Raw genomic sequence first — 26,705 nt, 5'->3', positions numbered from 1 at the left:
GCGTCAGGCGTCAGCCGGCGGAGCGCTCGTCCCCGATGCGGTCCGTGACGTCGTCGGCGACGCCGTCGCGGTTCATGTCCGCGGAGCGCGCCTGGTGCGCGTCCCAGCGCAGGCACGCCGCGCCCAGTACGGCCGCGAGCGCGGAGCCCAGCAGGATGGCCACCTTGGCGCCGCCGGAGTGGGCCGATCCGTGCTCGAACGACAGCTCGGCCACCAGCAGCGCGATGGTGAACCCAATGCCCGCGAGGAGTCCTACCGGCAGCAGGTCGCGCACGCCCAGACCCTGCGCGAGCCGCAGCGGCGTCAGCCGCGTCACGACCGCCGTCGTGCCCAGCACGCCCACCAGCTTGCCGACGATGAGGCCGACGACGACGGCGAGGACCACGGGCTGCGCGATGACGGCGCCGGCCCCGCCGTAGTCGACGAGGTTCACGCCCGCGGCGAAGAATGCGAAGACGGGCAGGGCGAGGCCCTGCGACCACGGCGCAGCCCCGCGCGTGAACGTCTCGGTGCGCGCCTCCGCCTCGCCGTCGACGGCCCGGGCGGGCACCGTCAGGCCGAGCAGCACACCGGCGATCGTCGGGTGCACGCCGGACTCGTGCATCAGCACCCACGCGACCACGCCCAGCGCGGCGAACACCCACCACTGCCGGCGTGGGCCGCGGACCCAGACCCCGGCGACGGCTATCACCGCGAGCGCCGCCAGCAGCGCCCACCAGTGCAGGGGCTTGCCGAAGAACACCGCGATGATCACGATCGCCAGGAGGTCGTCGACGACGGCGAGCGTGAGCAGGAACGTCCGGACCGCCATCGGCAGGCCCCTGCCGAACACGGCGAGCACGGCGAGCGCGAACGCGATGTCGGTGGCGGTGGGGACGGCCCAGCCGTGCAGCGCGTCGTGGTCGCCGAGCACGGTGACGACGACGACGTAGAGCGCCGCGGGCAGCGCCATCCCGCCGACTGCGGCGAGCATGGGGACGCCTGCCTCGCGCGGGTTGCGCAGCGAGCCTGCGACGAGCTCGTGCTTGAGCTCGAGGCCGACGGTGAAGAAGAAGATGGTGAGCAGACCGTCGGCGGCCCAGGTCGCGACGGTGAGGTCGAGGTGCAAGAACCGCGGCCCGATGACGGTCTCCGAGAGCGCCTCGTAGGCGTGGCGCCACGGCGAGTTCGCGAGCACGAGCGCGAGCAGCGCCGCCCCGATGAGCAGCGCACCGCCGGTCGTCTCGCGCGAGACCCAGCGCCGCAGGCGAGCAGGGGAGGTCACGGGGCGGCTCCTGGGGTCGTCGTCGGCACCGGCGCTGCCGCCGGTCCCGCCGACCAGACTTCCCGGCTCACCAGCGTCAGGATAACGAAAGCTCAGCTCATCGCCGCCGTCACCAGCGTGAGCAGCGCCTCCGCGTACGCGTCCGCCGGGTTCTCCGAGTCGAACACCTGCTCCGGGCGGCCCGGGACCTCGACCAGCACCTGGTACCAGCCCGTCGTCGAGCGGGCGAGGCTGCGGAAGGCGGGGCCGAGCATGTCGCGCAGCTGGTCCTCGCGCGGGAGCCACAGGGCGTCCTCGATCCGCACCGAGTCGAGGGCCCACTCCGTGGTGCCGTTGAAGCCCAGGATCGTGCCCGTGGGGTGGTCGTGCTTCTCGACCACCATGTCGCTGACCGTGAAGACCTCGTCCGCGAGGGCCTCCGCCAGCACGACGAAGCGGTCGCCCGGCTCGGGGCGCCAGACGAGGCCCGCCTTCCTCAGCCGCTCGGCCGCGCTGCGCGAGATGGCGTTCATGGGGTCCATGCTGCCCCGATGAGTCGCGAACCGCCGCACCGTCCAGCGAGCGGCCGACCGACGCGTGAACAGTGCATGGCAAGTCGGCGACACGCCCTCCGAGGTGCGCTCCGCAGAATCCTGGGTCCGTAGGTTGGCAGACAGGGACGGCACCCAGCCGTCCTCCGGGAGGCCAGCCGATGGAGTCGTTGCTCCGCGCAGGAGGGCCGGCACCGGCCCTGCGGCACGACGTCGCACCGCGGGCCGGCCGCCTGCCTCACCTACCGAGTGCGCCGCCGCGCCGGAGGGAGCATCCCCGTGGAGACCACACAGAATCCCGCAGCCCAGGCCGTGACCGACGGTCGTGACGAGGGCGGACGCCGCACGTTCGTCATCGACACGTCGGTCCTCCTGTCGGACCCGCGGGCGCTGTCCCGGTTCGCGGAGCACGACGTCGTCCTGCCGGTCGTGGTGGTGACGGAGCTCGAGGCCAAGCGGCACCACGCCGAGCTGGGCTACTTCGCCCGCTCGGCGTTGCGCATCCTGGACGACCTGCGCGTCCTGCACGGGCGACTGGACGCCCCGGTGCCGATCGGCGACGCGGGCGGCACGCTGCGCGTGGAGCTCAACCACGTCGACCCCGAGGTGCTGCCGACGGGCTTCCGGCTCGGGGACAACGACACGCGGATCCTCGCCGTGGCGGCGAACCTCGCCGCGGAGGGGCGGCGGGTCAGCGTCATCTCCAAGGACCTGCCGATGCGGATCAAGGCATCCGCCGTCGGGCTGGACGCCGAGGAGTACCGCGCCGAGCTCGCCGTCGACTCCGGGTGGACGGGCATGGCGAGCGTCGACGTCGCCGACGAGCAGATGTCCGCGCTGTGGGAGCACCAGGAGGTCGAGGTCGCCGACCTCGACCCGGCCACCGTCGACGCGGCCGCGCCGCTGCTCGTGCACACGGGCCTCGTGGTCCATTCGCCGCGCGGGTCCGCGCTGGGGCGGGTCACGGCCGACAAGAAGGTGCGGCTCGTGCGCGGCGACCAGGAGGTGTTCGGCGTGCACGGGCGCTCGGCGGAGCAGCGCGTCGCGATCGACCTGCTGCTCGACGAGTCGATCGGCATCGTGTCCCTCGGCGGGCGCGCCGGCACGGGCAAGTCGGCGCTCGCGTTGTGCGCCGGGCTCGAGGCGGTGCTCGAGCGCCGGCAGCACCGCAAGATCCTGGTCTTCCGGCCCCTGTACGCCGTCGGCGGGCAGGAGCTTGGCTACCTGCCCGGCAGCGAGTCCGAGAAGATGAACCCCTGGGCGCAGGCGGTCTACGACACGCTCGGCGCGCTGGTCTCGCCCGAGGTGGTCGACGAGGTGGTCCACCGCGAGATGCTCGAGGTGCTGCCGCTGACGCACATCCGCGGGCGCTCGCTCCACGACGCGTTCGTGATCGTGGACGAGGCGCAGTCGCTCGAGCGCAACGTGCTGCTCACGGTGCTGTCCCGCATCGGCCAGAACTCGCGCGTGGTGCTCACGCACGACGTCGCGCAGCGCGACAACCTGCGCGTGGGGCGGCACGACGGCGTCGCGGCCGTGATCGAGAAGCTCAAGGGCCACCAGCTGTTCGCCCACGTGACGCTGACCCGCTCGGAGCGCAGCCCGATCGCGGCCCTGGTGACGGACATGCTGGAGACCCTGGAGCTCTGACGACCGCACACCTCGGTGGTTGAGCCTGTCGAAACCACACCCTGGAGCGGGTGGGTGGTGGTTCGACAGGCTCAACCACCGAGGTGGGGAACCTCAGCGGATCGTGAAGCCCGCGCGGAGGAGGTCCGCCGTGCGGCTGCTGCGGCCCACCTGGAGCTCGAAGGCACCCGGCTCCACCACGCGGTCTCCGCGCGCGTCCACGATGGTGCACGCCGACGCAGCCAGCTCGAGCGGCACCGTCACCGAGGCGCCCGGGGCCACCTCCACCTGCGTGAACGCCTTGAGCTCGCGGTCCGCCCAGCTCGCCGACGTCACCAGGTCGCTCACGTAGACCTGCACCGTCTCCATGGCGGGGCGTGCGCCCGTGTTAGTCAGCGTCACGCGGGCCCGCACGACGTCCGACGACGTCAGCTCGGGCGTCTCCACGACCAGGTCCGTGTACTCGACCGTGGTGTACGACAGGCCCTCGCCGAACGCGAACGCCGGCGACTGCGTGAGGTCGGCGTAGCGGTCGCCGTGCTGGCCGCGCACCTGGTTGTAGTACGTCGGCTGCTGGCCCACGTGCCGGGCGAACGAGATGGGCAGGCGCCCCGACGGCTCGATCTGGCCCAGCAGCAGCTCGGCGAGCGCCTGGCCGCCGGTCATGCCGGGGTTCGCGGCCCAGACGACCGCGGCGGCGTTCGTCGCCGACGGCGGCAGCACCAGCGGCTTGGACGCCATGAGCACCACGACGACCGGCTTGCCCGTGGCGGCGAGGGCGTCGAGCAGGGCGACCTGCCCGCCGAGCAGGTCGAGCGTCGCGGTGGAGCGGCCCTCGCCCACCAGCTCGATGCGGTCGCCGACGACGGCGACGACGACGTCGGCCGCCTCCGCCGCGGCGACGGCCTCGGCGAGCTGCGCCTCGTGGACCGGCGCGGGCGCGACGACCGGCGGGCGCGGCTGGCCGTCGGGGAAGAACGCCCCCTCCGGGTCGGGCTCGAGCGTGAGGATGTCGGCACCCTGGGCGTACGTGATCTCCCACCCCGCCGAGGCGTGGGCGCGCAGACCGTCGACGACGGTGGTGATCATGTCGCGGGGGTGCCCGTCCGGCAGCCAGGTGACCTGGCCGGACGAGCCCGCCCAGTCGCCGAGCTGCGTCTGGGCGTCGTCGGCCAGCGGCCCGACGACGGCGACCTTCTTCGGCGCGGTGGTGTCGAGCGGCAGCAGGCCGTCGTTCTGGAGCAGCACGAGAGAGCGGCGCGTGACCTCGAGGTTCAGGTCCTGGTGCGAGCCCAGCACCGCGGCGATGCGCTCGGGCGACGGGCGGCGGCGGTCCTCGAACAGCCCGAGCTCGAACTTGAGCGTGAGGATCCGAGAGACCGCGGCGTCGAGGTCGTCCTCGGCGATCATGCCCTTCTCGATGGCGTCGAGCGCACCCTCGAAGAACTGCGGCGTCGTCATCACCATGTCGTTGCCGGCCTTGACGGCGGCCGCGGCGGCGTGGGTGTGGTCGGGCTGGATCTTCTGCTCCCAGACCATGCGACCGACGTTGTCCCAGTCGGTGATGAGCATGCCGGTGTAGCCCCACTCGCCGCGCAGCACCTCGGTGAGCAGCCAGTCGTTGACCGTGATCGGCACACCGTCGGTGGTCTGGTAGCCGAGCATGAACGTGCGGCAGCCCTCGCGGGCCACCCGCTCGAACGGCGGCAAGAACCACGAGCGGAGCTTCCGGCGCGAGATGTCCGCCTCGGACGCGTCGCGCCCACCTTGCGTCTCGGAGTAGCCGGCGAAGTGCTTGGCCGTGGCGAGGATCGCGGTGGTGTCGTTCAGCCCCGAGCCCTGGTAGCCGCGCACGGCGGCGCTCGCGAGCTCGCCGATGAGGAACGGGTCCTCGCCGAACGTCTCGTCGACGCGCCCCCAGCGCAGGTCGCGCGTGATGCACAGCACGGGCGAGAACGTCCAGTGGATGCCGGTGGCAGCCGTCTCGACGGCCGTGGCGCGGGCCATGCGCTCGACCAGCTCGGGCGACCAGGACGCGGCCATGCCCAGCTGGGTCGGGAAGATCGTCGCGCCCTCGAAGAACGAGTGCCCGTGGATCGCGTCCTCGCCGATCAGCAGGGGGATCTGCAGCCGCGTCTGGTCGGTGAGCTCGTGCGCCTCGATCACCAGCTCAGGGGAGGTGTGCAGGATCGAGCCGACGTGCTTGTCGAGGATGTGCTCCTTGACGCCGTCGCGGGCGTCGAGCTGCAGCATCTGGCCCACCTTCTCCTCGCGCGTCATGCGCCCGAGGAGGTCGGTGACGCGATCGGCGACCGGCAGGGCCGTGTCGAGGTACCGCTCGGAGGTCATGCTTCGTCCTTCGCGAGAGAGGGGACGGTCACGGGGTCGTCGGCCGCGGCCGGGACAGGGGCGGCCGGCGTCGTCGGGCGGACGGCACGCACCTCGGTCACGGACGACGACGCCTTCATGCCGCGCTTGCGCAGCGCGCGGGCGCGCTCGCCCGCGGACCGCAGCCGCGGGTTGACGTACTCGTCGATGCCGAAGTTGACCAGCGACAGCGCGACGCCCAGGAGGGCGATCGCCAGGCCGGCGGGGACGTACCACCACCAGAAGTCGGGGAATGCCCCGTTCTGCTGGGCCCAGAAGAGGATGGTGCCCCAGTTGAGGTTGGTGATCGGGATGACGCCGATGAACGCCAGCGTCGTCAGGCCCAGGACGGCCGCGGTGACGGTGCCGACGAACGACGACGCGATGATCGCCATGAGGTTCGGCAGCATCTCCACGGCGATGATCCGCCACAGCGGCTCGCCGTTGGCGCGGGCGGCCTGGACGAAGTCACGGTTGCGCAGCGACAACGTCTGGGCGCGCAGCACGCGCCCGCCCCACGCCCAGCCGGTGACCGCCAGGATGCTGGCCACCAGCAGCAGCGACGGGTTCTCCTGCTGGGAGGTGACGATGATCATCAGCGGCAGGCCGGGGATCACCAGGAACACGTTGGTCAGCGCGGACAGCGACTCCGACCTCCACCCGGTGATGTAGCCGGCGGTCACGCCGATCGTGATCGCGATGAACACGGCGATGATGCCGGCGGAGAACCCGACGACCAGCACGCCCCGGGTGCCGTAGACGATCTGGGAGAAGATGTCCTCGCCCATGTGGGTGGTGCCCAGCCAGTGCGCGCCCGACGGCGGCTGCCGCAGGGCGTGGAAGTCCTTCGCCAGCGGGTCGAACGGTGCGATGAGCGGCGCGAACACGGCCATGAGCGTGAACACGCCGAGGATCGCCAGCCCGGTGATGGACTTCGCGTTGCGGAACATAGCGAACGCGCTGCCCACTCCCTTCTTGCGGGGCGGGGGCACCTGGCCGACCAGGGTCTCGGAGACAGCGGTAACGGTCATGGCTCAGGCCTCCGTCTGGCGCGTGCGCGGGTCGAGGACGGCGTAGGCGACGTCGGCCAGGATGTTGGCGACGAGCACCGTGAGGGTGATGATCAGGAACAGGCCCTGCATGAGCGGGTAGTCCTTGGCGGCGGTCGCGTCCAGCAGCATCTTGCCGACGCCCGGGTAGGAGAACACCAGCTCCATGACGAGCGTGCCGCCGACGATGAAGCCGAGCGCGAGGGCGAAGCTCTGGATCTGCGGCAGCACCGCGTTGCGAGACGCGTAGCGGCTCAGCACGCGGCGGGCCGGCAGGCCCTTGGCCTGCGCGACCGTCACGTAGTCCTCGTCGAGGATCGTGATCATCATGTTGCGCATGCCGAGGATCCAGCCGCCGAGCGAGGCGATGACGATCGTCATCGCCGGCAGGGTGCCGTGGTGGATCACCTCGAGGATGAAGTCGAGGTTCCAGGCCGGGACCGTGCCCTGGCCGTAGGCGTGCGACGTCGGGAACCAGCCCAGGTTCGAGCCGAAGACGGCGATCGCGATGAGGCCCATCCAGAAGTACGGGACCGTCGAGAAGAACGTCGAGATCGGCACGATCACGTCGGCGCGCGAGCCGCGGTTCCAGCCGATGAGCGAGCCCAGCAGCGTGCCGATCGCGAAGCTCAGGATCGTCGCGATGCCGACCAGGCCGATCGTCCACGGCAGGGCCGAGGCGATCACGTCGGTCACCGGCGCCAGGCCGTGCGAGAGCGAGCGGCCCAGGTCGCCCGAGAGCATCAGGCGCCAGTAGTCGGCGTACTGCTCGAGCAGCGACTTGTCGGTGTTGAGGCCGAACAGGATCTTCAGCGACTCGGTGGCCTCGGGGGAGACCCGGCCCTGGTTGCGGGCGAGGTACGCCTGGATCGGGTCGCCCTTCATGAACCGGGGCAGGAGGAAGTTGATGGTGATGGCCGCCCAGGCCGTGAACAGGTAGAAGCCGGTCCGGCGGGCGAAGAAGCGCAAGGTGTTCATCGTGCGCCCCCCTCGGCGCTCGCAAAGTGCTTGTCGGGGTCGGGCGAGGCCGCCAGCAGCGCCTTCGTGTACTCGTGCTGCGGGTTGAGGATCACCTCGTCGGACGGGCCCTGCTCGACGACGCGGCCGTGGTTGAGCACCATGATCTCGTCCGAGAAGTGCCGGGCCGTGGCCAGGTCGTGCGTGATGTACAGGACGCCGAGGTTCTGGGACCGCTGGAGCTCCGCGAGGAGGTTCAGCACGCCGAGCCGGATCGACACGTCGAGCATCGAGACGGGCTCGTCGGCCACCAGCAGCGCCGGCCGCGACGCGATGGCGCGCGCGATGGCGACACGCTGCCGCTGACCGCCGGACAGCTCGTGCGGGCGACGGTCGATCGTCGCGGCGGGGTCGAGCCGCACGAGCTCGAGCAGGCGCACGATCTCGGACTCGACGTCTGCCTTGGGCACCACATGGTCGAGCCGCAGCGGCCGCTCGAGGTGGTGACGGATGGGGTGGTACGGGTTCAGCGACGCGAACGGGTCCTGGAAGACCATGCGCACCTGCTGGCGGTACCGCCGCAGCGCCTTGCCGCGACGGGGGATCGGGGTGCCGTCCAGCAGCACCTGCCCCGACGTCGCGCGCTCCAGCTGGGTGACGATCTTCGCGATCGTCGACTTGCCGGACCCGGACTGGCCCACGAGGGCCACCGTGCGGCCCGAGGTGACGGTGACGTCGACGTCGTCCAGCGCGAGCATCGTGCCGCTGCCGCGCACGCGGTACCTCTTCGAGACGCCCTTCAGCTCCAGGGTGGTCATGCCGCCCCCTCCTGCTCGCTGGCGCGCAGGAACCCGCCGCGGTCGCCCGTGAGGCTCGGGAACGAGCCCAGCAGCCGGCGGGTGTACTCGTGCTGCGCGTGGTGGTAGATGTTCGACGCCGTGCCGAGCTCGACGATGCGTCCCGCCTTCATGATGGCGATGCGGTCGGAGATCTCGAGCAGCAGCGGCAGGTCGTGCGTGATGAAGATGACGGAGAAGCCGAACTCCTCGCGCAGCTCGGAGATCTGCTCCAGGATCTCGCGCTGCACCAGCACGTCCAGCGCCGTCGTCGGCTCGTCCATGACCATGAGCTGCGGGCGCAGCGCCAGCGCCATCGCGATCATCACGCGCTGCCGCATGCCGCCGGACAGCTCGTGCGGGTACGACCGCAGGCGGTCGCGGCCGACGCCGACGATCTCGAGCAGCTGCGCGCACTCGTGGGCGCGCTCCTCGCGGCTCATCCGGGGCCGGTGGGTCTCGAAGACGTCCTCGAGCTGCTCGCCGATCGGCAGCACCGGGTTCAGGGCGTTCATCGCGCCCTGGAACACCATGGAGGCCTTGTCCCAGCGGAAGCGCTGGAGCGCGGCGTCGTTCAGGGCGAGCAGGTCGACGTCGGTCCCGGACTCGTCGTGGAAGACCACGCTTCCGGAGGTGATGACGGCGGGCGGCTTGAGCAGGCGCTGGATGCCGTACGCCAACGTCGTCTTGCCGCAGCCGGACTCACCGGCCAGGCCGAGGATCTCGCCGCGCTTCAGCTCGAGCGACACGTCGACGACCGCCTCGACAGGGGGGTCGACGTCGTACACCACGCTGAAGTCGCGGACCGTGAGCACGTTCTCACTGGTCACAGCGTTGTATCCGTTCAGATTCGGGGAGACCGAACACGCCCGGTGGCCGAGCGCGCCGAGAGGGGTCCCGGCACGCTCGGCCATCAGGTGGTGCGGCTCAGTTCGCGGGCTTGAGCTTGGTCACGACCATCGCGGCGGAAGGCTGCAGCGGGTCGGCCGTGGCGTACTGGTCGTCCTCGCTCGGCCAGCCCACGTAGTTGCGGGTGTTGTACTCGGCCAGGACCGGGTGCGTGCCGACCGGGATGACCGGCACCTGCTCGACGAAGGTCTTCTGGATCTCGACGAGCGCGGCGTTCCGCTCGTCGGCCGAGGAGGCCGTGGCGTACGTGTTCAGCAGCGCGGTCACCTTGTCGTCGGTGAAGCGGCCGAAGTTGTAGTCCACGTCCTTGCCGGCCTTGAGCCAGCGGCCGTCCATCGTGTCGGAGTACAGGTCGTACGGCGTGGTGCCGCTGTCGGTCCAGTGCATGATCGCGTCGAAGTCGCCGGAGCGCTTGGCAGCCCACCAGGTATCGACGTCAGGGGTGTCCACCTTGGCGTCCGCACCGAGGGTCTTCTTGACCTGGTCGGCGATGAGGCTGATGCCGGTGACGTAGTCGTTCCAGCCCTGCGGGACCTGGAGGGTGAACGAGACGGGCGCGCCGCTGGGGTCGATCAGCTTGCCGCCGGCCCAGGTGTAGCCGGCGTCGGTGAGCACCTTCTTCGCGCCGTCGACGTCGATCGAGAACTCCTTGCCCTGGTACTCCGGGGCGATGTACTGCTCGCCGACCGGGGTGGGGAGTCCGGTGATGCTGGTGAGCACCGGGCCCGCGTCCTCACGGGCGATCTTGGTGTGCGACGGCCGGTCGATGACCATGTTGACGGCCTTGCGGAAGGCGAGGTCGTTGAACGGCTTGCGCTGCGTGTTCACGAACAGCACGTCCGGCGACATCGTGTTGGCCGCCCAGAACACGTTGTGGTCCGCGTCCTTGTCGAGGTAGGCGCTCTTGATGTTGGAGATGAACGCCTGCGCCCAGTCGGCCTCGCCGTTGGCGAGCGCGGTGGTGAGGGCGGTGTTGTCGTTGTACGAGACGTAGTACAGCGTCGGCACGGCGAGCTTGCCGCCCCAGTAGTCGTCACGGGCCTTCATCGTGACGGACTGGCTGGTGAAGCTGTCCAGCGTGTACGGGCCGGTGCCGACGGGCTTGCCCGCGTTGGTGAACGTCGTGGGGTCCTTGACGTCCTTCCAGATGTGCTCGGGCACGATGTCGATGTGCAGCACCTGCGCCTGCTTGACGAACTTCGACTCGGCGAACTTCAGCACGACGTCGTTGCCGTCCTTGGCGACGTCCGTCAGCTGCAGGTTTCCGGTGTCCAGCGCCTTGTTGTTCTTGATCAGGTTGAACGTGAAGACGATGTCGTCGGCCGTGAAGTCCTGGCCGTCGTTCCACTTGACGCCCGACCGCGGGGTGACGCGCAGCTCGGTGTAGTCGTCGTTCCACGTGACCTTCTCGGCGAGCCACGGCGTCGTCTCGTTCTTGCCGACGGGGTTGACCATCGCGAGCGGCTCGAACAGCACGTTCTTGTAGCCGAGCTTGTTGGCCGACGAGTCGCCGAGCCACGGGTTGTTCGACTCCGTGGAGATCGCGCCGTCGGGCTTCGCGACCGTCAGCGCCGCTCCGCTTGCTGCCGGCTCCTTCGAGGTTGCGTCGCCGGAACCGTTGCCACCGCCTCCGCAGGCGGTCAGGAGAAAGGCTGCAACGGCGGCGGTCGCCACCGCGGCAGTGATCTTCGACCTCATGTCAACTCCTCATCGAGATGTCTGCGCGGCACCCGGACGCGCCGGGTGCACCTCGTCGTCGAGTGCGCTGGCAGGAGGTTACAGTCCGGTTAGTAAGCGACTCAACCAGATGCGGATGAAAGCACGTCACGGTTCGGCAACGGCGCCTCGGGGCGGCGGACGCGGCGCCGGCGGAGGGGAAGTGGACGAGATGGCATCCAGCAGGCCGGAGCGCCGGTCGCGCCCGGAGACGCGGGCGCGGCGTGAGGAGATCCTGCGCGCCGCGATGGTGACGTTCGGCGCGAAAGGCTACAACAAAGGTCCGCTCACCGAGATCGCCGAGCAGGTCGGCATGACCCACGCCGGGATCCTCCACCACTTCGGGTCCAAGAACGCGCTGCTGCTCGAGGTGCTGCAGTACCGCGACGAGACCGACGTGGAAGAGCTCCCCGAGCACCACATCCCCGACGGCGCCGACCTGTTCCGGCACCTGGTGCGCACGGCGTTCCTCAACGCCCACCGCGCCGGCATCGTCCAGACGTACGCCGTGCTCTCGGCCGAGTCGGTCACCGACGACCATCCCGCACGCCACTTCTTCGAGCGGCGGTACACGACCCTGCGGGAAGAGGTGGCGCACGCGTTCCACGTCATGTGCGTGGAGGAGGGCGTCACCGAGCCCGCCACCATCGACATGGCCGCGGCGTCGATCCTCGCCGTGATGGACGGCCTGCAGGTCCAGTGGCTGTTGGACCCGACGGCCGTGGAGCTCGCGGGGGCGAGCGCCTTCGCGATCGAGGCGATCGTCGCGCAGGTGCTGGCGCCGCGGCAGACGCCGCTCTGAGGGCCGGCGCCCTCAGCGGCCGGCGGCGATCCGGACCACCTGCCGCGTGCCGCTGCGCGCCGCCTGCCGCTCCCACGCGGCGGTGACGTCGTCGAGCGGGCACTCGTGGTGCCCGACGATGATCCGCCCGGCCGCGGCGTGGCCCAGCACGGCCTCCAGCGCCGTGCGTCGCTGCGCGGGCGAGAGCGCGTTGTTCGTGTAGCCCAGCACCGCGGCGTGCCGCGCGCGGATCGACGCCGAGTCCACCGCCAGGGTGGGGCCGGCCTCCGAGCCGAGGTTCACCAGCCGCCCGCCGGGCGCGAGCGCGAGCGCCCCGGCCGTGCCGGGCACCCCGCACAGCGGGTCGACGACGACGTCCGCCTCCCCGCCGAGGGCATCGCGCAGCCGAGCGGCGAGCGCGGCGGGCTCGTCGTCGTCGGCGCGCGCCCGTGCGGCGGCGCTGCGGGCGGCACCGACGACGCGGGAGGCGCCGAGCACGCGCGCGGCCTGGACGGCGACCTGCCCGACGATCCCGCCCGCGCCGAGCACGAGCACGCGCTCGCCCGCGGCCAACCGGGCCGAGTCGGTGAGGATCACCCACGCCGCGACGGCCGAGAGCCCGAGCGCCGCCGCCTGCACCGGCGTGACGCCGTCGGGCAGCGGGACGAGGTCGCCGTCGGCGACCGAGCACAGCTCGGCGAGGCTGCCGTCGCCGGGCCGCATGCCGGCGTCGGTGGAGAACCAGACGGGGGTGCCGTCGGGCGTGCGGCCGACGCCCTGGACCCCCGGTACATAGGGCGTGGCGGGGACGCCGAAGTACGACGTGCCGCTCGCCGCGAGCAGGTCGAGCGGCGCGATCGGCGCCGCCTCGACGCGGACGACGGTGCGCCCCGGCGCGGGCGCCGGGTCGGGGTGCTCGGCGTGGGCCGGCGCGACTCCCGCGAGGGTGATGACGGCGGCTCTCATGAGTCGTAGTGTGACTCCGGCCTGCGGGAGCGGCAACGCGCTGACCTGCACCGGAACTGGCTTGTCTCGAAACCTCTTGGTGAGGTGCGCGGCAGCCTCGGGCGTGAGCTCGCGGACCGAGGTGTCGACCGATGAGCAGTGGGAGCGGATCGCTCCGTTCATGCCGAACGTCCGCCCGAGGAGTGACCGTCGTCGACACGTGCGGTACTGGCCAGCCCGATTCGCCGCCGAGGGCGAGGCCGGCCTGGTCTTGCTGGGACCGCTTCGCGTTCGATGGCACGACCATCGAGACCGAGGGTGAAGTTCGCTTGTCCAGGGGCGCGGTGTTGTTTGCCTGACGCTACTGTCGGCGCACCAGAGCGATCCGCAGTGTTGCGGGCTTCCGGGCTGGGGCCAGCTCCGTGGTGGAGGCCGGCCCTCGCTCTCGGTGCGGCGCGGGTACCACTTCGTGCCCAAGTACGTGCTGGGCCGCCCGGCGGACACACTCCGCCCGGGCCGCCGGCTGCCGGCCCGGCTCAGGCAGGCCGTCGACGGGCGGCTGCTCAAGCTCCTCACGGGGGATCCGGTGCGCTTCGGGTTCCCGGAGCCGGACCACCGGATCTACGAGTCGCACCCGATCGTCAACTCGCTGGTGCTGCACCACCTGGGCCACGGCGACCTGGCCGTGCGCGCCGACGTCGAGCGGTTCGACGGGCACCACGTCGTGTTCCGTGACGGCACGCGCGGCACGTACGACGTCGTGGTCCTCGCCACCGGGTACCGGCTGCACTACCCCGTTCATCGACCCCGCGCTGCTGCGCTGGGAGGCGCCGGCGGCCCCGGACCTGTACCTCAACGTCGTGAACCCGGACGCGCCCGGCCTGTTCGTGCTTGGCATGGTCGAGGCCCCCGGCATCGGCTGGCAGGGGCGGTACGAGCAGTCGGCGATGGTCGCGGCATACCTGCGGGCGCGGACCGAGAACCCGAGGGCGGCCGCCGCGTTCGAGGAACGGGCCCGCGGTCCGCGCCCCGATCTGACGGGCGGCTACCGTTACCTGGGCCTGGAGCACATGGCGTGCTACGTCAACAAGGATGTGTATCGCCGGGCAGTCCGTAGAGAGATCCGTGCGCTGACCTGCGATGACAGGCTCCCGGCCTAGCATCCGCGGCAGTACAGGGCACACATCGAATGCGGTTGAGAGGTTGCGCGTGCGCCCCGCTTGTCAGTCGGCCCTCCCTCGCGCTGCCCGGGTGTGGTGGAGCCCGCGGCCGAGCCGGACCTCGTCCGCCGTGCGCGGAGAGGGCCGTGTACTGACGGGGCTGGTGCCCATGCGTGTGATGGAAGGCGGCGACCCGGAGCGTCCAGGTCTCGGTGTTCGCGTGCGCCGCGCTCACGACCGAACGCCCTGAGGAGCCGAATTTGTTGCTCGGGTGAAGTAGTGGCTATGTTCTGCGTTCACCAGAGCGATCCGCAGTGTTGCTGGCTCCCGGGCTGGGGCCGGCTCCGTGGTGGAGGCCGGTGGCCTCCGCTCGGGTGCTCCCGGGCTCGGTGTCATGGGAGTGCGCTGTGCGTGCGTTGGTGTCGCTTGTTGGTGTGCCCGGTCGGTGGTCGCGGAGGGCTGTGCTGGCCGCGGCCGGGACATCGGCTGCGGTGCTCGCTGCAGGGCTCGTGGTGCCCGCGAACGCGTCCACGCCGGCTTCAGTGCCCACCTCCGCGCCCACTGCAACCACTGGCGGCGTGAGCTCGGTGCGAGACCCGCAGGGCGACCTGACGGCGCCGGGTGCGGTGTCCGCGTCGGTGAACGCACGCCTGGCGGGCGAGCGGGTGGAGGACCTGTCGCAACGCACGACGACGTCGTCCACGTTCGCGCTGCCGGATGGGTCGTGGCAGTCGGCGATGGCCACGGGTGACGTGTGGGTCCGGCGCGGCGGGGACGGGACGCGCCTGGACGATTGGGCGGCGGCCGACTCGAACCTGCGAGCCAACGGTGATGGGTCGTTCTCGCCGGTCGCGCAGGTCGGGGACGTCGAGATCGCCGGGGCGACGACCGCCACGGGCGGGTCGTCGGTGGTGGCGTCGTTCACCGACCCGGGGTCGGGTGCGGCCTCCCAGCTGACGTATCCGGGGGACCTGCCGGCCCCGACGGTGGCCGGTCCTCGGGCGACGTACCCGGATGTGCAACCGGGTGTGGACATGGTGGTCGAGGTCACCGGGTCGGGGCTCGAGCAGTTCTTCGTGGTCAAGGACCGTCCCGCGGTCCCGGCCGCGCTCGAGCTGTCGACGGGGCTGCGTACCCCAGGGGCGCAAAGTACGGCGGCGCGGGTGCAGGCGGGGCCGGATGGGGCGCGTGGGGGTGACGTCGCCCGGGTCACGAGCGCGGACGGGGACGTGGTGGCCTCGGTGGCGACGCCGCTGATGTGGGACCACGGAGCGGACCTGCAGCGGGCGAACCCGGTGACCGAGCCGTTCGACCCGGCCGCGCAGCCGGGGCTGTGGGCGGGCACCGCCCAGGGGCAGGCGCAGACGCAGCGCGCGGCGGCGGCCCGCGACGTCGCTGCCGCGCCGGTGGCGGCGGACCCGGCGCAGGTGCCGGTCGCGACGGGCGTGGCAGTCACCGATCACGGCCGGGTGGCCGCGTTGAACCTGACGGTCCCGGACGCAGCCGGGGCGGGTGTGGCCGCCGCGCCGGGGGCCCGCACGGTCGCGGAGATGCTCGCGGACCCGGACATGTTGTTCCCGGTTGTGGTGGACCCGACGGTGGACTTGTCCTTCACGTTCGACGCGTTCGTGGAGTCGGACTTTTCGTCGGATCAGTCGGCGTCGGGCGAGCTGCGGGTGGGCACGTATGACGGGACGCACGTGGCCCGCTCGTATCTGAACGTGGACGCTCCGCCGATCAAGGGCAAGGTGGTCTCGAAGGCCACGCTGAAGCTGTGGCAGTTCTGGTCCTACTCGTGCACGGCCACCTCGTGGGAGGTCTGGTCGGCGTACACCGCCTCGACGGACACCCGGTGGACATCCCAGCCGGGCCTGGGGTCGAAGTTCTCCTCTTCGACGGACACGCGCGGGCACGACGCGGGGTGTCCGGCGGCCACGTCGAGCGTGGACGTGACCTCGCTGGTCAAGGCGTGGTCCGGAGACAGTGGTCAGGGTGTGCGCGGGATGATGCTGCGCGCGACCAGCGAGACCGACCCGTACGGGTGGAAGAAGTTCAGCTCGGGCAACGCCGCCACGGGCAAGCCGACCTTGACCGTGACGTACAACTCCTACCCGAACACGCCCGGTAGCGGCGGCAACCTGTCCTACCACACGTGGTACCCGGACACGTCGGGGACGCTGTACGTGAAGAATGTCCGCCCGAAGCTGTTCCAGCCGGTCACCGACCCGGACGGCGGCGACGTCCGAGCCACCTGGACCGTCCACTCGGGGACCACGACGGCCGGGACGGCGTTCTGGAGCAACATGAACGGCACGATGGTCGCCTCGGGCGGGACGTCGACGGCGACCCCGTCGACCAGCTGGGCACCGCTCGTGGACGGGGCCACCTACACCGCCGAGGTGTGGGCGAACGACGGGACGTTGCTGTCCACGGCGTCGCGGAAGCTGTGGACGTTCATCGTCGACCTGACCCCGCCCGTGACACCGACGGTGACGGCGTCCGGGTACACGAACGGGCAGTGGAGGGACACCGCTGCCACGAGCAACACGTTCACGTTCAAGTCCACCTCCTCGGACGTGGTCAAGTTCCAGTACAAGAAGGACTCCGACGCCGCCTGGACGGTGCTGAACCCGGGGACGACGTCGACCACGTTGTCGTGGGCACCGACCGGCGGGGCGCACAAGCTGCAGGTGCAGGCGCTCGACAAGGCGGGTTGGCCGTCGGCCACCCAGACGTTCAACTTCGGTGCGGGCGGGGCGACGCTGAGCGGCCCGGCCGACGGGCGCAAGTCGACCGACCTGTTCACGACCACGGCCTCGGGGCCGCCGGACGCGGCCGGTGCGGTGACCGCCACGGCGTACTGGCGGGTCTCGGATGGGACCGCGGCGGCGGGGGACAGCACGGCGAACGGGTCGACGTCGGGGTGGACGAAGATCGACAACTCCGCGCAGACGTTCGCGGCGGGCGCTGCGGTCTCGTACTCCAAGCCGTGGTCGGCGGCGTCGGTGGTCGCGGCGATGAAGAACGACCCGGCCTTGCACCCGGCTGTGGACTACAGCCGTGTGCCGGTGCGGCTGGCGGTCCAGGTCTGCTTCGCCTACTCCACGGGCACGACGCGCTGCACGTGGAACAGCTCGAAGGAGTCGGTGCGGCCGACGGTGACGCGGGTGCCGCACGCGTTCGGGGACGACTTCCCGACCGCCGAGGCCGGGCCGGGGCAGGTGGCGTTGTGGACCGGGGAGTTCCAGACCTCCGACACCGATGTGACCGTGCCGGCGTACACGGGCTCGCTGAGCGTGTCGCGCACCTACTCCTCGCTCGCCGCGCCGGAGACGGACCCGGTGTTCGGGCCGGGATGGTCGGCGTCGTTCGACGGGGACGACTGGGGGGTGGCGGGCTGGCAGGTGGATGACGAGACCGGCTGGGACGGCACGATGGTGCTGTTCGACGACGCGGGGGACGCGCTGACGTTCCGTCAGCCGGGCACCGGGCATGAGCTGCGCAAGAAGGGCACGTACACCGCGGCCGACCAGGACACCAAGGACGACGGCGGCGTCCTGGTCGTGGCGGCGAGCCAGACGTCGATGACCTACTCGGTACGCGGCCGGGGTCAAGACCGTGTTCACCTGGACTGACACCAACAACGACAAGGCCGCGGACACGTGGCAGGCCACCGAGGTGACCCAGCCCGGCTCGGTCTCGGCGACGACGTACACCCACGACTCCAAGACCGGCCGGGTGACGCAGATCCTCGGCGCCGTGCCCGCGAAGGGCGACGGCACGCCCGCGGTCTCGTGCGCGACCCTGGTCAAGGGGTGCCGGGCGCTGACCGTCCGGTATGCCACCGCGACCACGGCCACGGGCGCGGCCGAGGGTGCCTACCTGGGACGCGTGACGAGCATCGACTACACCGCGTGGGACCCGGACAAGGACACCGGCACTACGGGCGCGGACGGCCAGCCCGTCCGCGGGGCCATGGCCACGGTGCCCGTCACCAACTATCTGTACGACGCGTCGGGCTACCTCAAGCAGGTCACCGACCCGCGCACCGGCATCGCACACCGGTACTCGTACTCGGGCAGCTCGACCTCCGGCCAGCCGCTGCTGACCGGCGACCGGCCCACGCTTGGGCAGGAGTCGTACACCCTGACCTACGGGCCGGTCACCGGCAGTGACGGGGCCGCCCTGGACGGTCACGGGCTGCAGGCGGTGACGCGCCCGGACCCCGCCGGCGGGACGGCGCAGGTCGCCCGGATGGTGTACGGCATCAACCCGGCCGCGGTGGTGGCCGGCCTGCCGGACATGCGCACGGCCATGCTGGCCGACGGGTCGCTTGACCCGGCGGTGGGTGTGGGCCGGTGGGGGCAGGACGACGTGCCGGTGTATGGGGCGGCGGTGTTCGGGCCCGACCATCCGGTGTCGACGTCGAGCCCGGCCGCGATGGCCGCGGCCGACTGGCCGTTTGGGGACCTGCAGTACACCGACGCCAACGGGCGGGTGGTCAACACGGCCTCCTCGAGCGAGGGAGCCTGGCAGTTCACACGGACCGTGTACGACGACGAGGTCCGCGGGTCGGCGACGGCCCCGACGTACAACGTCATCAGGTCGCTGGACGCGCGCGGTATCGCCGGGATCCTCGCCGAGGGCGGGGCGAGCGCCCTGGCTCAGGACGAGCTGGACTCGTACGCCACCGTCACGGCGTACAACGACTCCGACATCCTCTCCCCTGCCGTCGCGGACGGCCCGAACGGTGTGGGCACCGTGGCGGCCGGCGCGGTGATCGCGGCGGCCGGGACCCGGGTGACCGACACGTGGGCGCCGTTCACGGACGCGGGCGAGGGCCGGGTCAGGGTCCGGGTGCACACCCACACCGACTACGACGCGGGCGCCGCGGACCTGAACCACGGTGTGAACCCGGCCACGGGCCTGGCGTGGGGCCTGCCGACCGCGGTCACGACCACCCAGGTCGACGCCCTGGACACGACCTCCGAGCCGGGTGAGGCGGTGCTGTCGCGCACCATCAGCGGGTACGACCCGATCGACGGTGCGGACCGGCTGGGCAAGACGTCCGGCTGGGTGCTGGGGATGCCGACGGTCTCCACCACGGTGACCGACTTCGCCGCGAACGCCGGGATCACCACCAAGACCCAGTTCGACGCCGAGGGGCGCACGACCAAGACGGTCGGGGCGAAGTCGGACGGAACCGACGCAGGCACGTTGCTGACCACCTACTACACCGCGGACGGGGCGGCGGCAGTCGCCGACTGCCGCAACCACGTGGAGTGGGCGGGGCTGGTCTGTCAGACGGCGCCCGCCGACGGCAGCCCAAGCGTGCCGACGCAGGCCACGACGAAGTACTCGCTGTGGCTGGACGCGGCCGAGACGACGGACGTCGCCGGTGCGACCACGCGCACCACGACGACGACTTTCGACACGGCGGGGCGCCCGACCCTGTCGCACACGGCCGTGGACGCGCTGACCGGCTCGACCCCGGTGGACGACACGTTCACGCACTACACCGCTGACGGGCTCGTCGACTACACGGCCAGCCGGAACCCGGACACCGACGCCGAGACCGGTCGGATCAGCACGGTGTTCGACACGTGGGGTCGGACCACGCAGTACCGCGACGCCAACAACGAGCTGACCACGACCGTGTATGTCCCGTCGGGGCAGCCGGGGGCGGGTTCGGTCAAGACGGTGACCGACTCCAAGTCGGCCGTGACCTACGGCTACAACGGCTCGGGGAACGTGACCTCGCAGGCCACCACCACCGGTGGCAAGACCTACACGTACGCCGCGACGTGGGACGGGCTGGGCGACCTGCTCACCCAGACGTTGCCGGCCGGGGTGTCGCAGGAGAACACCTACTCTGCTGACGGGCAGCTGCTCACGCTCAGCTACCAGGGCACGGCCGCCGACGGCACCCCGGTGCCGCTGCTGGGGTGGGCGGTGGACTCCGACGCGCAGGGCCGCACCACGCACGCCTCGACGAACGCCGGGACCGGAGAGACCTCGATCGGGCGCAACCTGGACTACCGGTACGACAACGCCGGCCGCCTGGCCAGCGTGACGGACGCACGCCCCGACGTGTGCCAGACCCGCGCCTACACGTTCGACGACAACGGCAACCGTCAGAGCCTGACCAGCGGCACTTACGGCGGTGACTGCACCACCGGTCAGACGCTCCAGATGACCAAGGACTGGGGATCGGCATTTGACGCGGCCGACCGCCTGACCGCCGGCGCCGCCGTGACCGCCACCGCATGGACCACCGACGAGGCAGACGCCACTCCCGTCCGGACCGACACCAGCTTCGGCGGTGGCCAGTACACGTTCGACGCCCTGGGACGAGTCACGATTCTGCCCGCGATCGACACCCCGGCCAACGCCGCGACCGTCGGGGCAGGTGCGGCGCCGACGGCCGGTGACGTCACGATCGGGTACTACGACACCGACGCCGCCGCATCCATCGAGCAGGACGGCACGAAGACCACCTTCACGCTCGACCCGGCCGGTCGCCGCTCCGCCTCCACCACCACGAACGCGAGCGCGACGACCACGGTCACCCGCCGCTACGGCGACGGGTCGGACAACCCGTCCTGGGCACAGTCCGTGACCGGGACCGACCCCGCGTCGGTCAGCGTGTACGGGTCCTCCATCGGCGGCGACCTCGGGTTCACCGTCACCGACGGTGCCGCGTCCCTGGACCTGGCCGACCCGCACGGGGACACCATCACCACCGTCGCCGTGCCCGCCACCGGAAACGCCACCGGCATCGGGGCGGTCGCCTGCTACGACGAGTACGGCAACCCGGCCACCGACCTCGCCGCCGGCGTCGGCGTCGACGGGACCGCCACCCGACCCGAGGCCAGCGCAAAGAACGTGCCCGCCACCGGGGCCATGGCCTACGGCTGGCTCGGGGCAAAGCAACGCTCCACCGACACCACCGGGTTGGTCCTCATGGGCGCCCGCCTCTACAACGCCGTCACGGGCCAGTTCACCTCGCGCGACCCCGTTCCCGGCGGCAACACCACCGCCTACACTTACCCGCAGGATCCAATCAATAGTTTCGATCTCAACGGAGAATGGCGCCACTGGCAACCTCGCTCCTGGGCGTCCAACGCGTGGCGATGGACCCCCAGCGCGGGGAGAGCCATCGGCCATCACTTCAAGAAGCACTGGCGCACCTATGCGAAGATCGGCGTTACTGCTGCAGCTCTGATTGGCGGCACGCTATGTGCCGCTGCAACTGCTGGCTTGTGCGGCGGCCTCATCGCAACGTATGCGGTCACGGCCGGGCTCGGAGCCGCGGCAGGGGCGGCGACGTATGGCCTCGGTACCGGACGTAAGACCCGGCGCGGTTATCTATCCGCGGCGGGTGCCGGGGCGGTCGCGAGTGTGGGTGGATTGTATGCGGGCAGGGTGGCGTTCCGCGCCGCTGCTTCGCTCAGATTCCGGGGCTCCGCAACTGCGATCGGCGGAAGCTATTCTCCAACCGTAAGTACTGGAGACCGTAGTGAATAGGCGTTTTCAGCGATTTGAATCCCCCGTTCGTCGATCTTCGGGTACACGTACCGGGTTGGATATTCTCTCGCGGCTTATCGTGCCGTCAAAGCGCTATTCCACCACTGCGGATGTCGAGGCCGTTAAGGCAGGCGGTACGGTGCTTCTCGGCGCATATGTGCGCACAGGGTCGCGGTTGGTGCGCAACGTCCTCCCAATCGGAAAGGGACCCCAAGCGGCGTCTGTGCTGGCTGAGCAGATAGGCCGCCCGCCGTATGCGATCACTGGAGTAACAGATGCTCGCGATGTTAAGGTGAAGGACATAGTCATGATGTCAGTGACGGGAACAAGCCAGCGAGGGGATTGGGAAATCGTTGTCCCGACTAAAGACGTGCCATTTCTGGAATGGTTCGTCGGCCAGTGCGGCTAGGCGTGTAACGTCCACGGCCGGTTGATTGTAGCGCGTTTGCCCGCTCATCACAGTTGACGGTGTAGCGCGGCCTTCGGTGTGAAGTCTTTGAACATCGTGGACGGTTGTGTCCCATGACGTCGTGCGCAGTCGGTCTCGGGACATCGTGGGCACTTGGTCTGCGTGTTCGTCTCGGGCATGGACTTCAACCACATGCCCGCGGATGTGCGGTGGGCGATCGTGAACTGGCCCACGCTTTGACTAATCTTCCCGAACAGCGCGTAGCTGCGTAATGGCTGGGCGACGTGCAGGGGCGCACCACGGCGGTATCCACGAGCCTGTCAACTTCTCTGTGTAAGTGGCCTGGTCAGTAGGTCAGGTAGGGGTTGATGCGCTCGGGGTAGGCGAGCGCGAGCTGGGCCAGGGCTTGCTTCCAGTTCGTGGTGACCTGGCCCTCGACGAGCCTGCCGGACGCCTTGCGCTTGCCGGCGGGCAGGCCGCGTTCCTTCGCCCGGTCGCGGGCGCGCTTGTCCTCGATGTTGCAGATCGCGAGCCACAGCAGCTTGCGCACCGCGTCGTCGGTCGGGAAGTGGCCGCGGTTCTTGGTCACCTTCCGCAGCTGGTAGTTCAGCGACTCGATCGAGTTCGTGGTGTAGATGACCCGGCGCAGCTCGGGCGGGAACGCGAGGAACGGCGTGAACCGTTCCCACGCGGCCTTCCACGTCGCGACCGCGTGCGGGTATCTCCGCGCCCCCGGTGTTGGCTCTTGGATGAAGTATCGCCACTACGGCATGGGGACATTGAAGTGGGGCCTCGGCGTCACACGCGGGGCACACCGAGGCTGGTGAGGAGGTCTGAATGTGAAGCGATTCCGCGGGGCGGCCGTCTTCATACTCTTCGTTGCGGCCGGCATTTTTGGAGCAGCGGGATATCTGTTTGACCCACTATGGTTCCTACCGGGCCTGATATGCACCGCACTAATGGTACTGGTGACCCGAGAGAATCGGAATGGTCCAGAACGAACAGACAAGCCCGATCATTAATGCCCGTGTTCCGCACTTTCGGTGTTTGACGGTCCCAGAGTGACGGCCGTGACGACCACGTCGTGGGCCGACGACGGCACCGGCACCCAGCTGCGCGCGTGCGACGGAGCACTCGCGCGGGGGATGCCCTCGGTGACGGGGGCGGTGCTTCGGTGCGCTGTGGGGCGCTGCGAAACGACGTGGCGAGGACTCACGGAGGGAGAGCGTAATCGCGAGCCGTCGGGGCCGTACGGCCAGCCAGGGTTGAGCAGTGGAGGGCTTGTGGAGAGCTGCCGCAGGCGCACCCCGCAGGGACCGAGCGGTTGGGTGGTGCGCGCAGCAGTCTGTGCATCACACCTTCGGCGTTGCTCCGCCCTAAGCAGATGGGGCTGTCGCAGTCGACGGTCTCGCGCGTGTGGCGGGCGTTCGGGCTGCAGCCGCATAGGGTCGAGGGGTTCAAGCTGTCGACCGACCCGTTCTTCGTGGACAAGGTGCACGACGTCGTGGACCTCTACGCCGGCGTCCTTCCCGCTGCGCGATCGCGGTGAAGCCGCGCGCTCCGGTCAACACCGCGCAGACCGCCACCGCGATCAGCGCCGCGACCCCCGGCGGCGCACCACCTCCACCAGGACCGACACCTCCGGCACCACCACGGTGACCCGCGCCTACGGGGCGACACGGACAACGCGGCCTTGGCGTCGGTGACCCAGAACTGGCGGGATTCCAACGTTCCCGCGGCGTGCCGTCTGTTGCCGTCCGCCACGCGTGAGTCGTAGTGTGGCTCCAGCGGACACGTGTCCGTCAGACGGATGGCTGCCGCGGCGCACCTGCGATGACGGAGGGTCCGATGACCAGCAAACCAGCACCCGAGACCGGCCGCCCCATCGTCTTCCGCGGCGGGACCGTCCTGACCATGGACGACGCGCGCACCGTCCTGCCCGACGCGGACGTCCTGGTCGTCGGCACCGACGTCGCCGCCGTCGGGCCGCACCTCGAGGTGCCGGAGGGCACCGTGGAGGTCGACGCCTCGGGCGGCATCGTCATGCCCGGCATGATCGACACCCACCGGCACCTGTGGCAGACGGCGATGCGCGGCTACGGCGCCGACTGGACGCTGACGCAGTACTTCGTGTGGAACTACCTGTCCTACGGCAAGCTGTTCCGGCCGCAGGACATCTACGCCGGGAACCTGGTCGGCGCGCTAGAGGCGATCGACGCCGGCGTGACCACGACCGTCGACTGGTCGCACAACCTGCAGACGACCGACCACGCCGAGGCCGCCGTCGACGCGATGCAGGCGACCCCCGGCCGGTTCGTGCTCGCCTACGGCAACATCCAGGCCGGGCCCTGGGAGTGGTCGACGCGCCCCGAGCTCGCGGACTTCGTGAACCGGCGGATCCCCCGCGACGAGATGTTCGGGTTCCAGCTCGCGTTCGACGTCACCGGCGACCCCGCGTTCCCGGAGAAGGCCGCCTACGAGGCCGCGCGCGAGCTCGGCGCCAAGGTCACCACACACGCGGGCGTGTGGGGCGCCACCAACGACGACGGCATCCGGCTGGCCTACGAGAACGGCTTCATGACGGAGGGGAACATCTACGTGCACGCGGCCACGCTGTCGACCGACTCCTACCAGCGCATCGCCGGCACCGGCGGGTTCGCGTCGGTGGCCGCGGAGTCGGAGTCGAGCTGCGGGCAGGGCTACCCGTCGAGCTGGTCGATCCGCAAGCACGGGATCCCGATCTCGCTGTCCAACGACACGAGCGTGTGGTGGAGCGGCGACGGCTTCTCGGCCATGCGCGCGACGCTCAACGCCGACCGGGCGCGCGAGCACCACGAGGCGCACGCGACCGGCGACACGGTCACGAACATCTCGCTGCGCTGCGAGGACGTCGTCGGCTGGGCCACCCGCGGCGGGGCGGACGCGCTGGGCCTCGGCTCCGTCGTCGGCAGCCTGGAGCCGGGCCGGCGCGCGGACGTGGTGCTGATCCGCAACGAGGACTCGCCCGTCATGTTCCCGCTGCTCAACCCCTACGGGCACGTCGTCATGCAGGCGCAGCGCGGGGACGTGCAGGCGGTGCTCGTCAACGGGAAGGTGGCCAAGTGGGACCACAAGCTCGTGGGCGTGGACCTCGGCGCCGCGCGCGCCGCCGTCGGCGAGACGGTCGAGTACCTCCGCGGGCAGCTGGGCGAGGAGGAGTGGGTCAAGGGCATGAACCCGGAGATCCCCGAGTCCAAGGTCCTCGACAACCCGTACACGTACACCGACTACGCGAGCGCGGACACGCACAAGTCGAAGGAGTGACCGGCGCTCAGAGCGCGACGCTCGGGTACTCCTTGCCGAGCCAGTGCTGCAGCCTGGCGCCGAACTCGCGCTGGAACGACAGCGGGCCGCTGCGGGCCGTGTATTCCTCGTCGTACAGGGCGATGAAGATCGTCAGGTTGAGGAAGAAGTGCGCGCCGTGCTCGAACAGCCACACATAGTCGTGGCCGATCAGGGCCGCCCTCTCCTCGTCGGTGAGGTCGAGGCACGTGGTGCGCTCGGCGTCGTTGAGCCAGCAGCCCACCTCCTTCTCCCACTTCTCGAGGCAGCCCTCCGGGTCCTCCTTGTACTGCCGGAGCCACTCGGGGTCGCGGTCGACCGTGAAGAGGAACTTGTCGACGTAGTACGTGGTCATGGCGCCACCGCCTCCAGGCTCTGCTCCGCACGGCCCCGCTCGCTGCGGTTCTGCGCGAGCGACCGGACCGGCGCGCCGTCCGGCACCCCGCTCGCGTACCAGGTCAGGTACATCTCGCGGGTGTGGAACAGGTCGAGCTCGTCGACGTAGTCGGCGACCGCACCCGGCCCGGCGACCCCGAGCATGAGGATGAGGTCCATGAAGCCCGCGGTCGCGTTGCCGGCGGCGGCGAGCGACTGGTGCGTGACGTTCTCGAGGATCGCGTCGACGTCGCCCGTGGCGAGCCAGTCGATGGCCTTGCGGTCGAACTCGGGGTCCGGTCCGTGCTCGCCGAACTGGCGCGGGCCGCCGAGCTCGAGCGACAGGTGGCCGGTGCCGATCGCCGCGACCTTGAGGTACGGCGGGTAGGCGTCGATCACCTCGCGGATCGCGCGGCCGAGCTGGTAGAAGCGCCGGGGCGACGGCATCGGCGGCGCGAAGATGTTCGTGTAGACGGGCACGACCGGCAGGTCGGCCTGGGGCCGCGTGGTGATGATCGGGCAGACGATCGAGTGGTCGATCTTGAGCTCGTGGCTGAACGCCATGTCGAAGTCGCGGTCCATCAGGCCCTGGAGCAGGTACCCGGAGAGGTCCGTGTCGCCGTCGAGCACGTAGGTGGGCAGACCGAACTCGCGGATCTCGTTGTAGAACGTCGCGTCGTAGCGCGGCGCCTTGCCGACGAGAAACTGCGGCAACCCGCTGAGGAAGAACTGGTGGAAGTGGTCGGCGCCCACCATGACGAGCACGTCCGGGGCCGCCGCGGTGAGCGTCTCGCGGTATGCCTCGACCTTCGCCTTCCACGCCGCGGCGAACGGCGGCCGCTCGTCGGGCGGCGACGTCGTCGCCTTGTAGTAGAAGGGGTGGTGCGTGCTCGCGAGCACGGCGGTGAGCTCGGCCATCATTCTCCTTCG

17 protein-coding genes and 2 pseudogenes are annotated in these 26,705 nt (G+C 70.5%); 7 read left to right on the top strand and 12 right to left on the bottom strand.

Features of this window, described 5'->3' with window-relative positions; translation table 11 throughout:
* Positions 1-10 precede the first annotated feature (10 nt).
* Together nhaA and ACO4JP_RS15130 are read right to left on the bottom strand one after the other, a co-directional pair.
* Positions 11-1,264, bottom strand: coding sequence for a Na+/H+ antiporter NhaA (nhaA, locus tag ACO4JP_RS15135; protein ID WP_425954803.1), 1,254 nt, complete (start codon positions 1,262-1,264; stop codon positions 11-13).
* Positions 1,265-1,356: 92 nt separating this feature from the next.
* Complete coding sequence (locus tag ACO4JP_RS15130; RefSeq protein ID WP_425954802.1) at positions 1,357-1,776, bottom strand: pilus assembly protein CpaE; 420 nt, start codon at positions 1,774-1,776, stop codon at positions 1,357-1,359.
* Positions 1,777-2,073: 297 nt separating this feature from the next.
* Here ACO4JP_RS15130 and ACO4JP_RS15125 point away from each other — a divergent pair, with 297 nt between their 5' ends.
* Positions 2,074-3,444 carry a PhoH family protein gene (locus ACO4JP_RS15125; protein WP_425954801.1) on the top strand — a complete coding sequence of 457 codons (1,371 nt, stop codon included), beginning with the start codon at positions 2,074-2,076 and terminating at the stop codon, positions 3,442-3,444.
* Positions 3,445-3,537: 93 nt separating this feature from the next.
* Here ACO4JP_RS15125 and ACO4JP_RS15120 read toward each other — a convergent pair whose 3' ends face one another.
* The 6 genes from ACO4JP_RS15120 to ACO4JP_RS15095 all read right to left on the bottom strand — a co-directional run bounded on the left by ACO4JP_RS15120 (position 3,538) and on the right by ACO4JP_RS15095 (position 11,239).
* A complete protein-coding gene (locus ACO4JP_RS15120) occupies positions 3,538-5,772 on the bottom strand; it encodes a glycoside hydrolase family 3 N-terminal domain-containing protein (protein ID WP_425954800.1) in 2,235 nt (744 codons plus the stop codon).
* Positions 5,769-6,821 (bottom strand): ABC transporter permease, encoded by a 1,053-nt coding sequence (locus ACO4JP_RS15115; RefSeq protein ID WP_425954799.1) that lies wholly within the window; start codon positions 6,819-6,821, stop codon positions 5,769-5,771. The genes ACO4JP_RS15120 and ACO4JP_RS15115 overlap by 4 nt, the downstream gene beginning before the upstream one ends.
* Before the next feature lie 3 nt (positions 6,822-6,824).
* Complete coding sequence (locus ACO4JP_RS15110; RefSeq protein WP_425954798.1) at positions 6,825-7,817, bottom strand: ABC transporter permease; 993 nt, start codon at positions 7,815-7,817, stop codon at positions 6,825-6,827.
* Entirely contained in the window at positions 7,814-8,614 is an 801-nt protein-coding gene (locus ACO4JP_RS15105; RefSeq protein WP_425954797.1) for an ABC transporter ATP-binding protein, read from the bottom strand. The genes ACO4JP_RS15110 and ACO4JP_RS15105 overlap by 4 nt, the downstream gene beginning before the upstream one ends.
* Positions 8,611-9,462 (bottom strand): ABC transporter ATP-binding protein, encoded by an 852-nt coding sequence (locus ACO4JP_RS15100; protein ID WP_425954796.1) that lies wholly within the window; start codon positions 9,460-9,462, stop codon positions 8,611-8,613. The genes ACO4JP_RS15105 and ACO4JP_RS15100 overlap by 4 nt, the downstream gene beginning before the upstream one ends.
* 97 nt (positions 9,463-9,559) lie before the next feature.
* On the bottom strand, positions 9,560-11,239 hold the full coding sequence (locus ACO4JP_RS15095) for an ABC transporter substrate-binding protein (RefSeq protein WP_425954795.1): 1,680 nt from the start codon (positions 11,237-11,239) through the stop codon (positions 9,560-9,562).
* 190 nt (positions 11,240-11,429) lie between these two features.
* Here ACO4JP_RS15095 and ACO4JP_RS15090 point away from each other — a divergent pair, with 190 nt between their 5' ends.
* The gene (locus tag ACO4JP_RS15090; RefSeq protein WP_425954794.1) at positions 11,430-12,059 is read left to right on the top strand and encodes a TetR/AcrR family transcriptional regulator; all 630 of its coding nucleotides are present in this window, start codon (positions 11,430-11,432) and stop codon (positions 12,057-12,059) included.
* A 12-nt stretch (positions 12,060-12,071) separates the two neighbouring features.
* Here the strand turns inward: ACO4JP_RS15090 and ACO4JP_RS15085 are convergent, their stop codons facing one another.
* On the bottom strand, positions 12,072-13,004 hold the full coding sequence (locus ACO4JP_RS15085) for a quinone oxidoreductase family protein (protein ID WP_425954793.1): 933 nt from the start codon (positions 13,002-13,004) through the stop codon (positions 12,072-12,074).
* 427 nt (positions 13,005-13,431) lie between these two features.
* On the opposite strand from ACO4JP_RS15085, the gene ACO4JP_RS15080 reads away from it, so the two are divergent.
* The 3 genes from ACO4JP_RS15080 to ACO4JP_RS15070 all read left to right on the top strand — a co-directional run bounded on the left by ACO4JP_RS15080 (position 13,432) and on the right by ACO4JP_RS15070 (position 21,670).
* Positions 13,432-14,100 carry a hypothetical protein gene (locus tag ACO4JP_RS15080; RefSeq protein ID WP_425954792.1) on the top strand — a complete coding sequence of 223 codons (669 nt, stop codon included), beginning with the start codon at positions 13,432-13,434 and terminating at the stop codon, positions 14,098-14,100.
* A 621-nt stretch (positions 14,101-14,721) separates the two neighbouring features.
* Positions 14,722-17,778, top strand: coding sequence for a DUF6531 domain-containing protein (locus ACO4JP_RS15075; RefSeq protein ID WP_425954791.1), 3,057 nt, complete (start codon positions 14,722-14,724; stop codon positions 17,776-17,778).
* Positions 17,762-21,670: an RHS repeat-associated core domain-containing protein gene (locus ACO4JP_RS15070; RefSeq protein WP_425954790.1), complete on the top strand. Its 3,909-nt coding sequence runs from the start codon at positions 17,762-17,764 to the stop codon at positions 21,668-21,670. Before ACO4JP_RS15075 ends, ACO4JP_RS15070 begins: the two co-directional genes overlap by 17 nt.
* A 755-nt stretch (positions 21,671-22,425) precedes the next feature.
* Here the strand turns inward: ACO4JP_RS15070 and ACO4JP_RS15065 are convergent.
* Positions 22,426-22,803: pseudogene (locus ACO4JP_RS15065) on the bottom strand (transposase); the annotation flags it as partial.
* Between the two features lie 660 nt (positions 22,804-23,463).
* Here ACO4JP_RS15065 and ACO4JP_RS15060 point away from each other — a divergent pair.
* Positions 23,464-23,595 (top strand): annotated as a pseudogene (locus tag ACO4JP_RS15060) (IS630 family transposase); the annotation flags it as partial.
* Between the two features lie 332 nt (positions 23,596-23,927).
* On the top strand, positions 23,928-25,382 hold the full coding sequence (locus ACO4JP_RS15055; RefSeq protein WP_425954789.1) for an amidohydrolase family protein: 1,455 nt from the start codon (positions 23,928-23,930) through the stop codon (positions 25,380-25,382).
* A 7-nt stretch (positions 25,383-25,389) separates the two neighbouring features.
* On the opposite strand, the gene ACO4JP_RS15050 is transcribed toward ACO4JP_RS15055, so the two are convergent.
* Both ACO4JP_RS15050 and ACO4JP_RS15045 read right to left on the bottom strand, forming a co-directional pair.
* The gene (locus ACO4JP_RS15050) at positions 25,390-25,755 is read right to left on the bottom strand and encodes a hypothetical protein (RefSeq protein ID WP_425954788.1); all 366 of its coding nucleotides are present in this window, start codon (positions 25,753-25,755) and stop codon (positions 25,390-25,392) included.
* A complete protein-coding gene (locus ACO4JP_RS15045) occupies positions 25,752-26,693 on the bottom strand; it encodes a hypothetical protein (protein ID WP_425954787.1) in 942 nt (313 codons plus the stop codon). Before ACO4JP_RS15045 ends, ACO4JP_RS15050 begins: the two co-directional genes overlap by 4 nt.
* Positions 26,694-26,705: the final 12 nt, after the last annotated feature.

Source organism: Xylanimonas sp. McL0601, assembly GCF_049852175.1.
Taxonomy (GTDB): domain Bacteria; phylum Actinomycetota; class Actinomycetes; order Actinomycetales; family Cellulomonadaceae; genus Xylanimonas.
Note: the sequence above shows the minus strand (reverse complement) of the source record. Positions and strands in the feature narration are given on the sequence as shown.

What these genes read in the sequence shown, in the direction of transcription:
- ACO4JP_RS15130 (WP_425954802.1), bottom strand. Translation starts at nt 1,776, where the DNA reads ATGAACGCCATCTCGCGCAGCGCGGCCGAGCGGCTGAGGAAGGCGGGC.
- ACO4JP_RS15120 (WP_425954800.1), bottom strand. Translation starts at nt 5,772, where the DNA reads ATGACCTCCGAGCGGTACCTCGACACGGCCCTGCCGGTCGCCGATCGC.
- ACO4JP_RS15115 (WP_425954799.1), bottom strand. Translation starts at nt 6,821, where the DNA reads ATGACCGTTACCGCTGTCTCCGAGACCCTGGTCGGCCAGGTGCCCCCG.
- ACO4JP_RS15110 (WP_425954798.1), bottom strand. Translation starts at nt 7,817, where the DNA reads ATGAACACCTTGCGCTTCTTCGCCCGCCGGACCGGCTTCTACCTGTTC.
- ACO4JP_RS15105 (WP_425954797.1), bottom strand. Translation starts at nt 8,614, where the DNA reads ATGACCACCCTGGAGCTGAAGGGCGTCTCGAAGAGGTACCGCGTGCGC.
- ACO4JP_RS15095 (WP_425954795.1), bottom strand. Translation starts at nt 11,239, where the DNA reads ATGAGGTCGAAGATCACTGCCGCGGTGGCGACCGCCGCCGTTGCAGCC.
- ACO4JP_RS15090 (WP_425954794.1), top strand. Translation starts at nt 11,430, where the DNA reads ATGGCATCCAGCAGGCCGGAGCGCCGGTCGCGCCCGGAGACGCGGGCG.
- ACO4JP_RS15085 (WP_425954793.1), bottom strand. Translation starts at nt 13,004, where the DNA reads ATGAGAGCCGCCGTCATCACCCTCGCGGGAGTCGCGCCGGCCCACGCC.
- ACO4JP_RS15055 (WP_425954789.1), top strand. Translation starts at nt 23,928, where the DNA reads ATGACCAGCAAACCAGCACCCGAGACCGGCCGCCCCATCGTCTTCCGC.
- ACO4JP_RS15050 (WP_425954788.1), bottom strand. Translation starts at nt 25,755, where the DNA reads ATGACCACGTACTACGTCGACAAGTTCCTCTTCACGGTCGACCGCGAC.
- ACO4JP_RS15045 (WP_425954787.1), bottom strand. Translation starts at nt 26,693, where the DNA reads ATGGCCGAGCTCACCGCCGTGCTCGCGAGCACGCACCACCCCTTCTAC.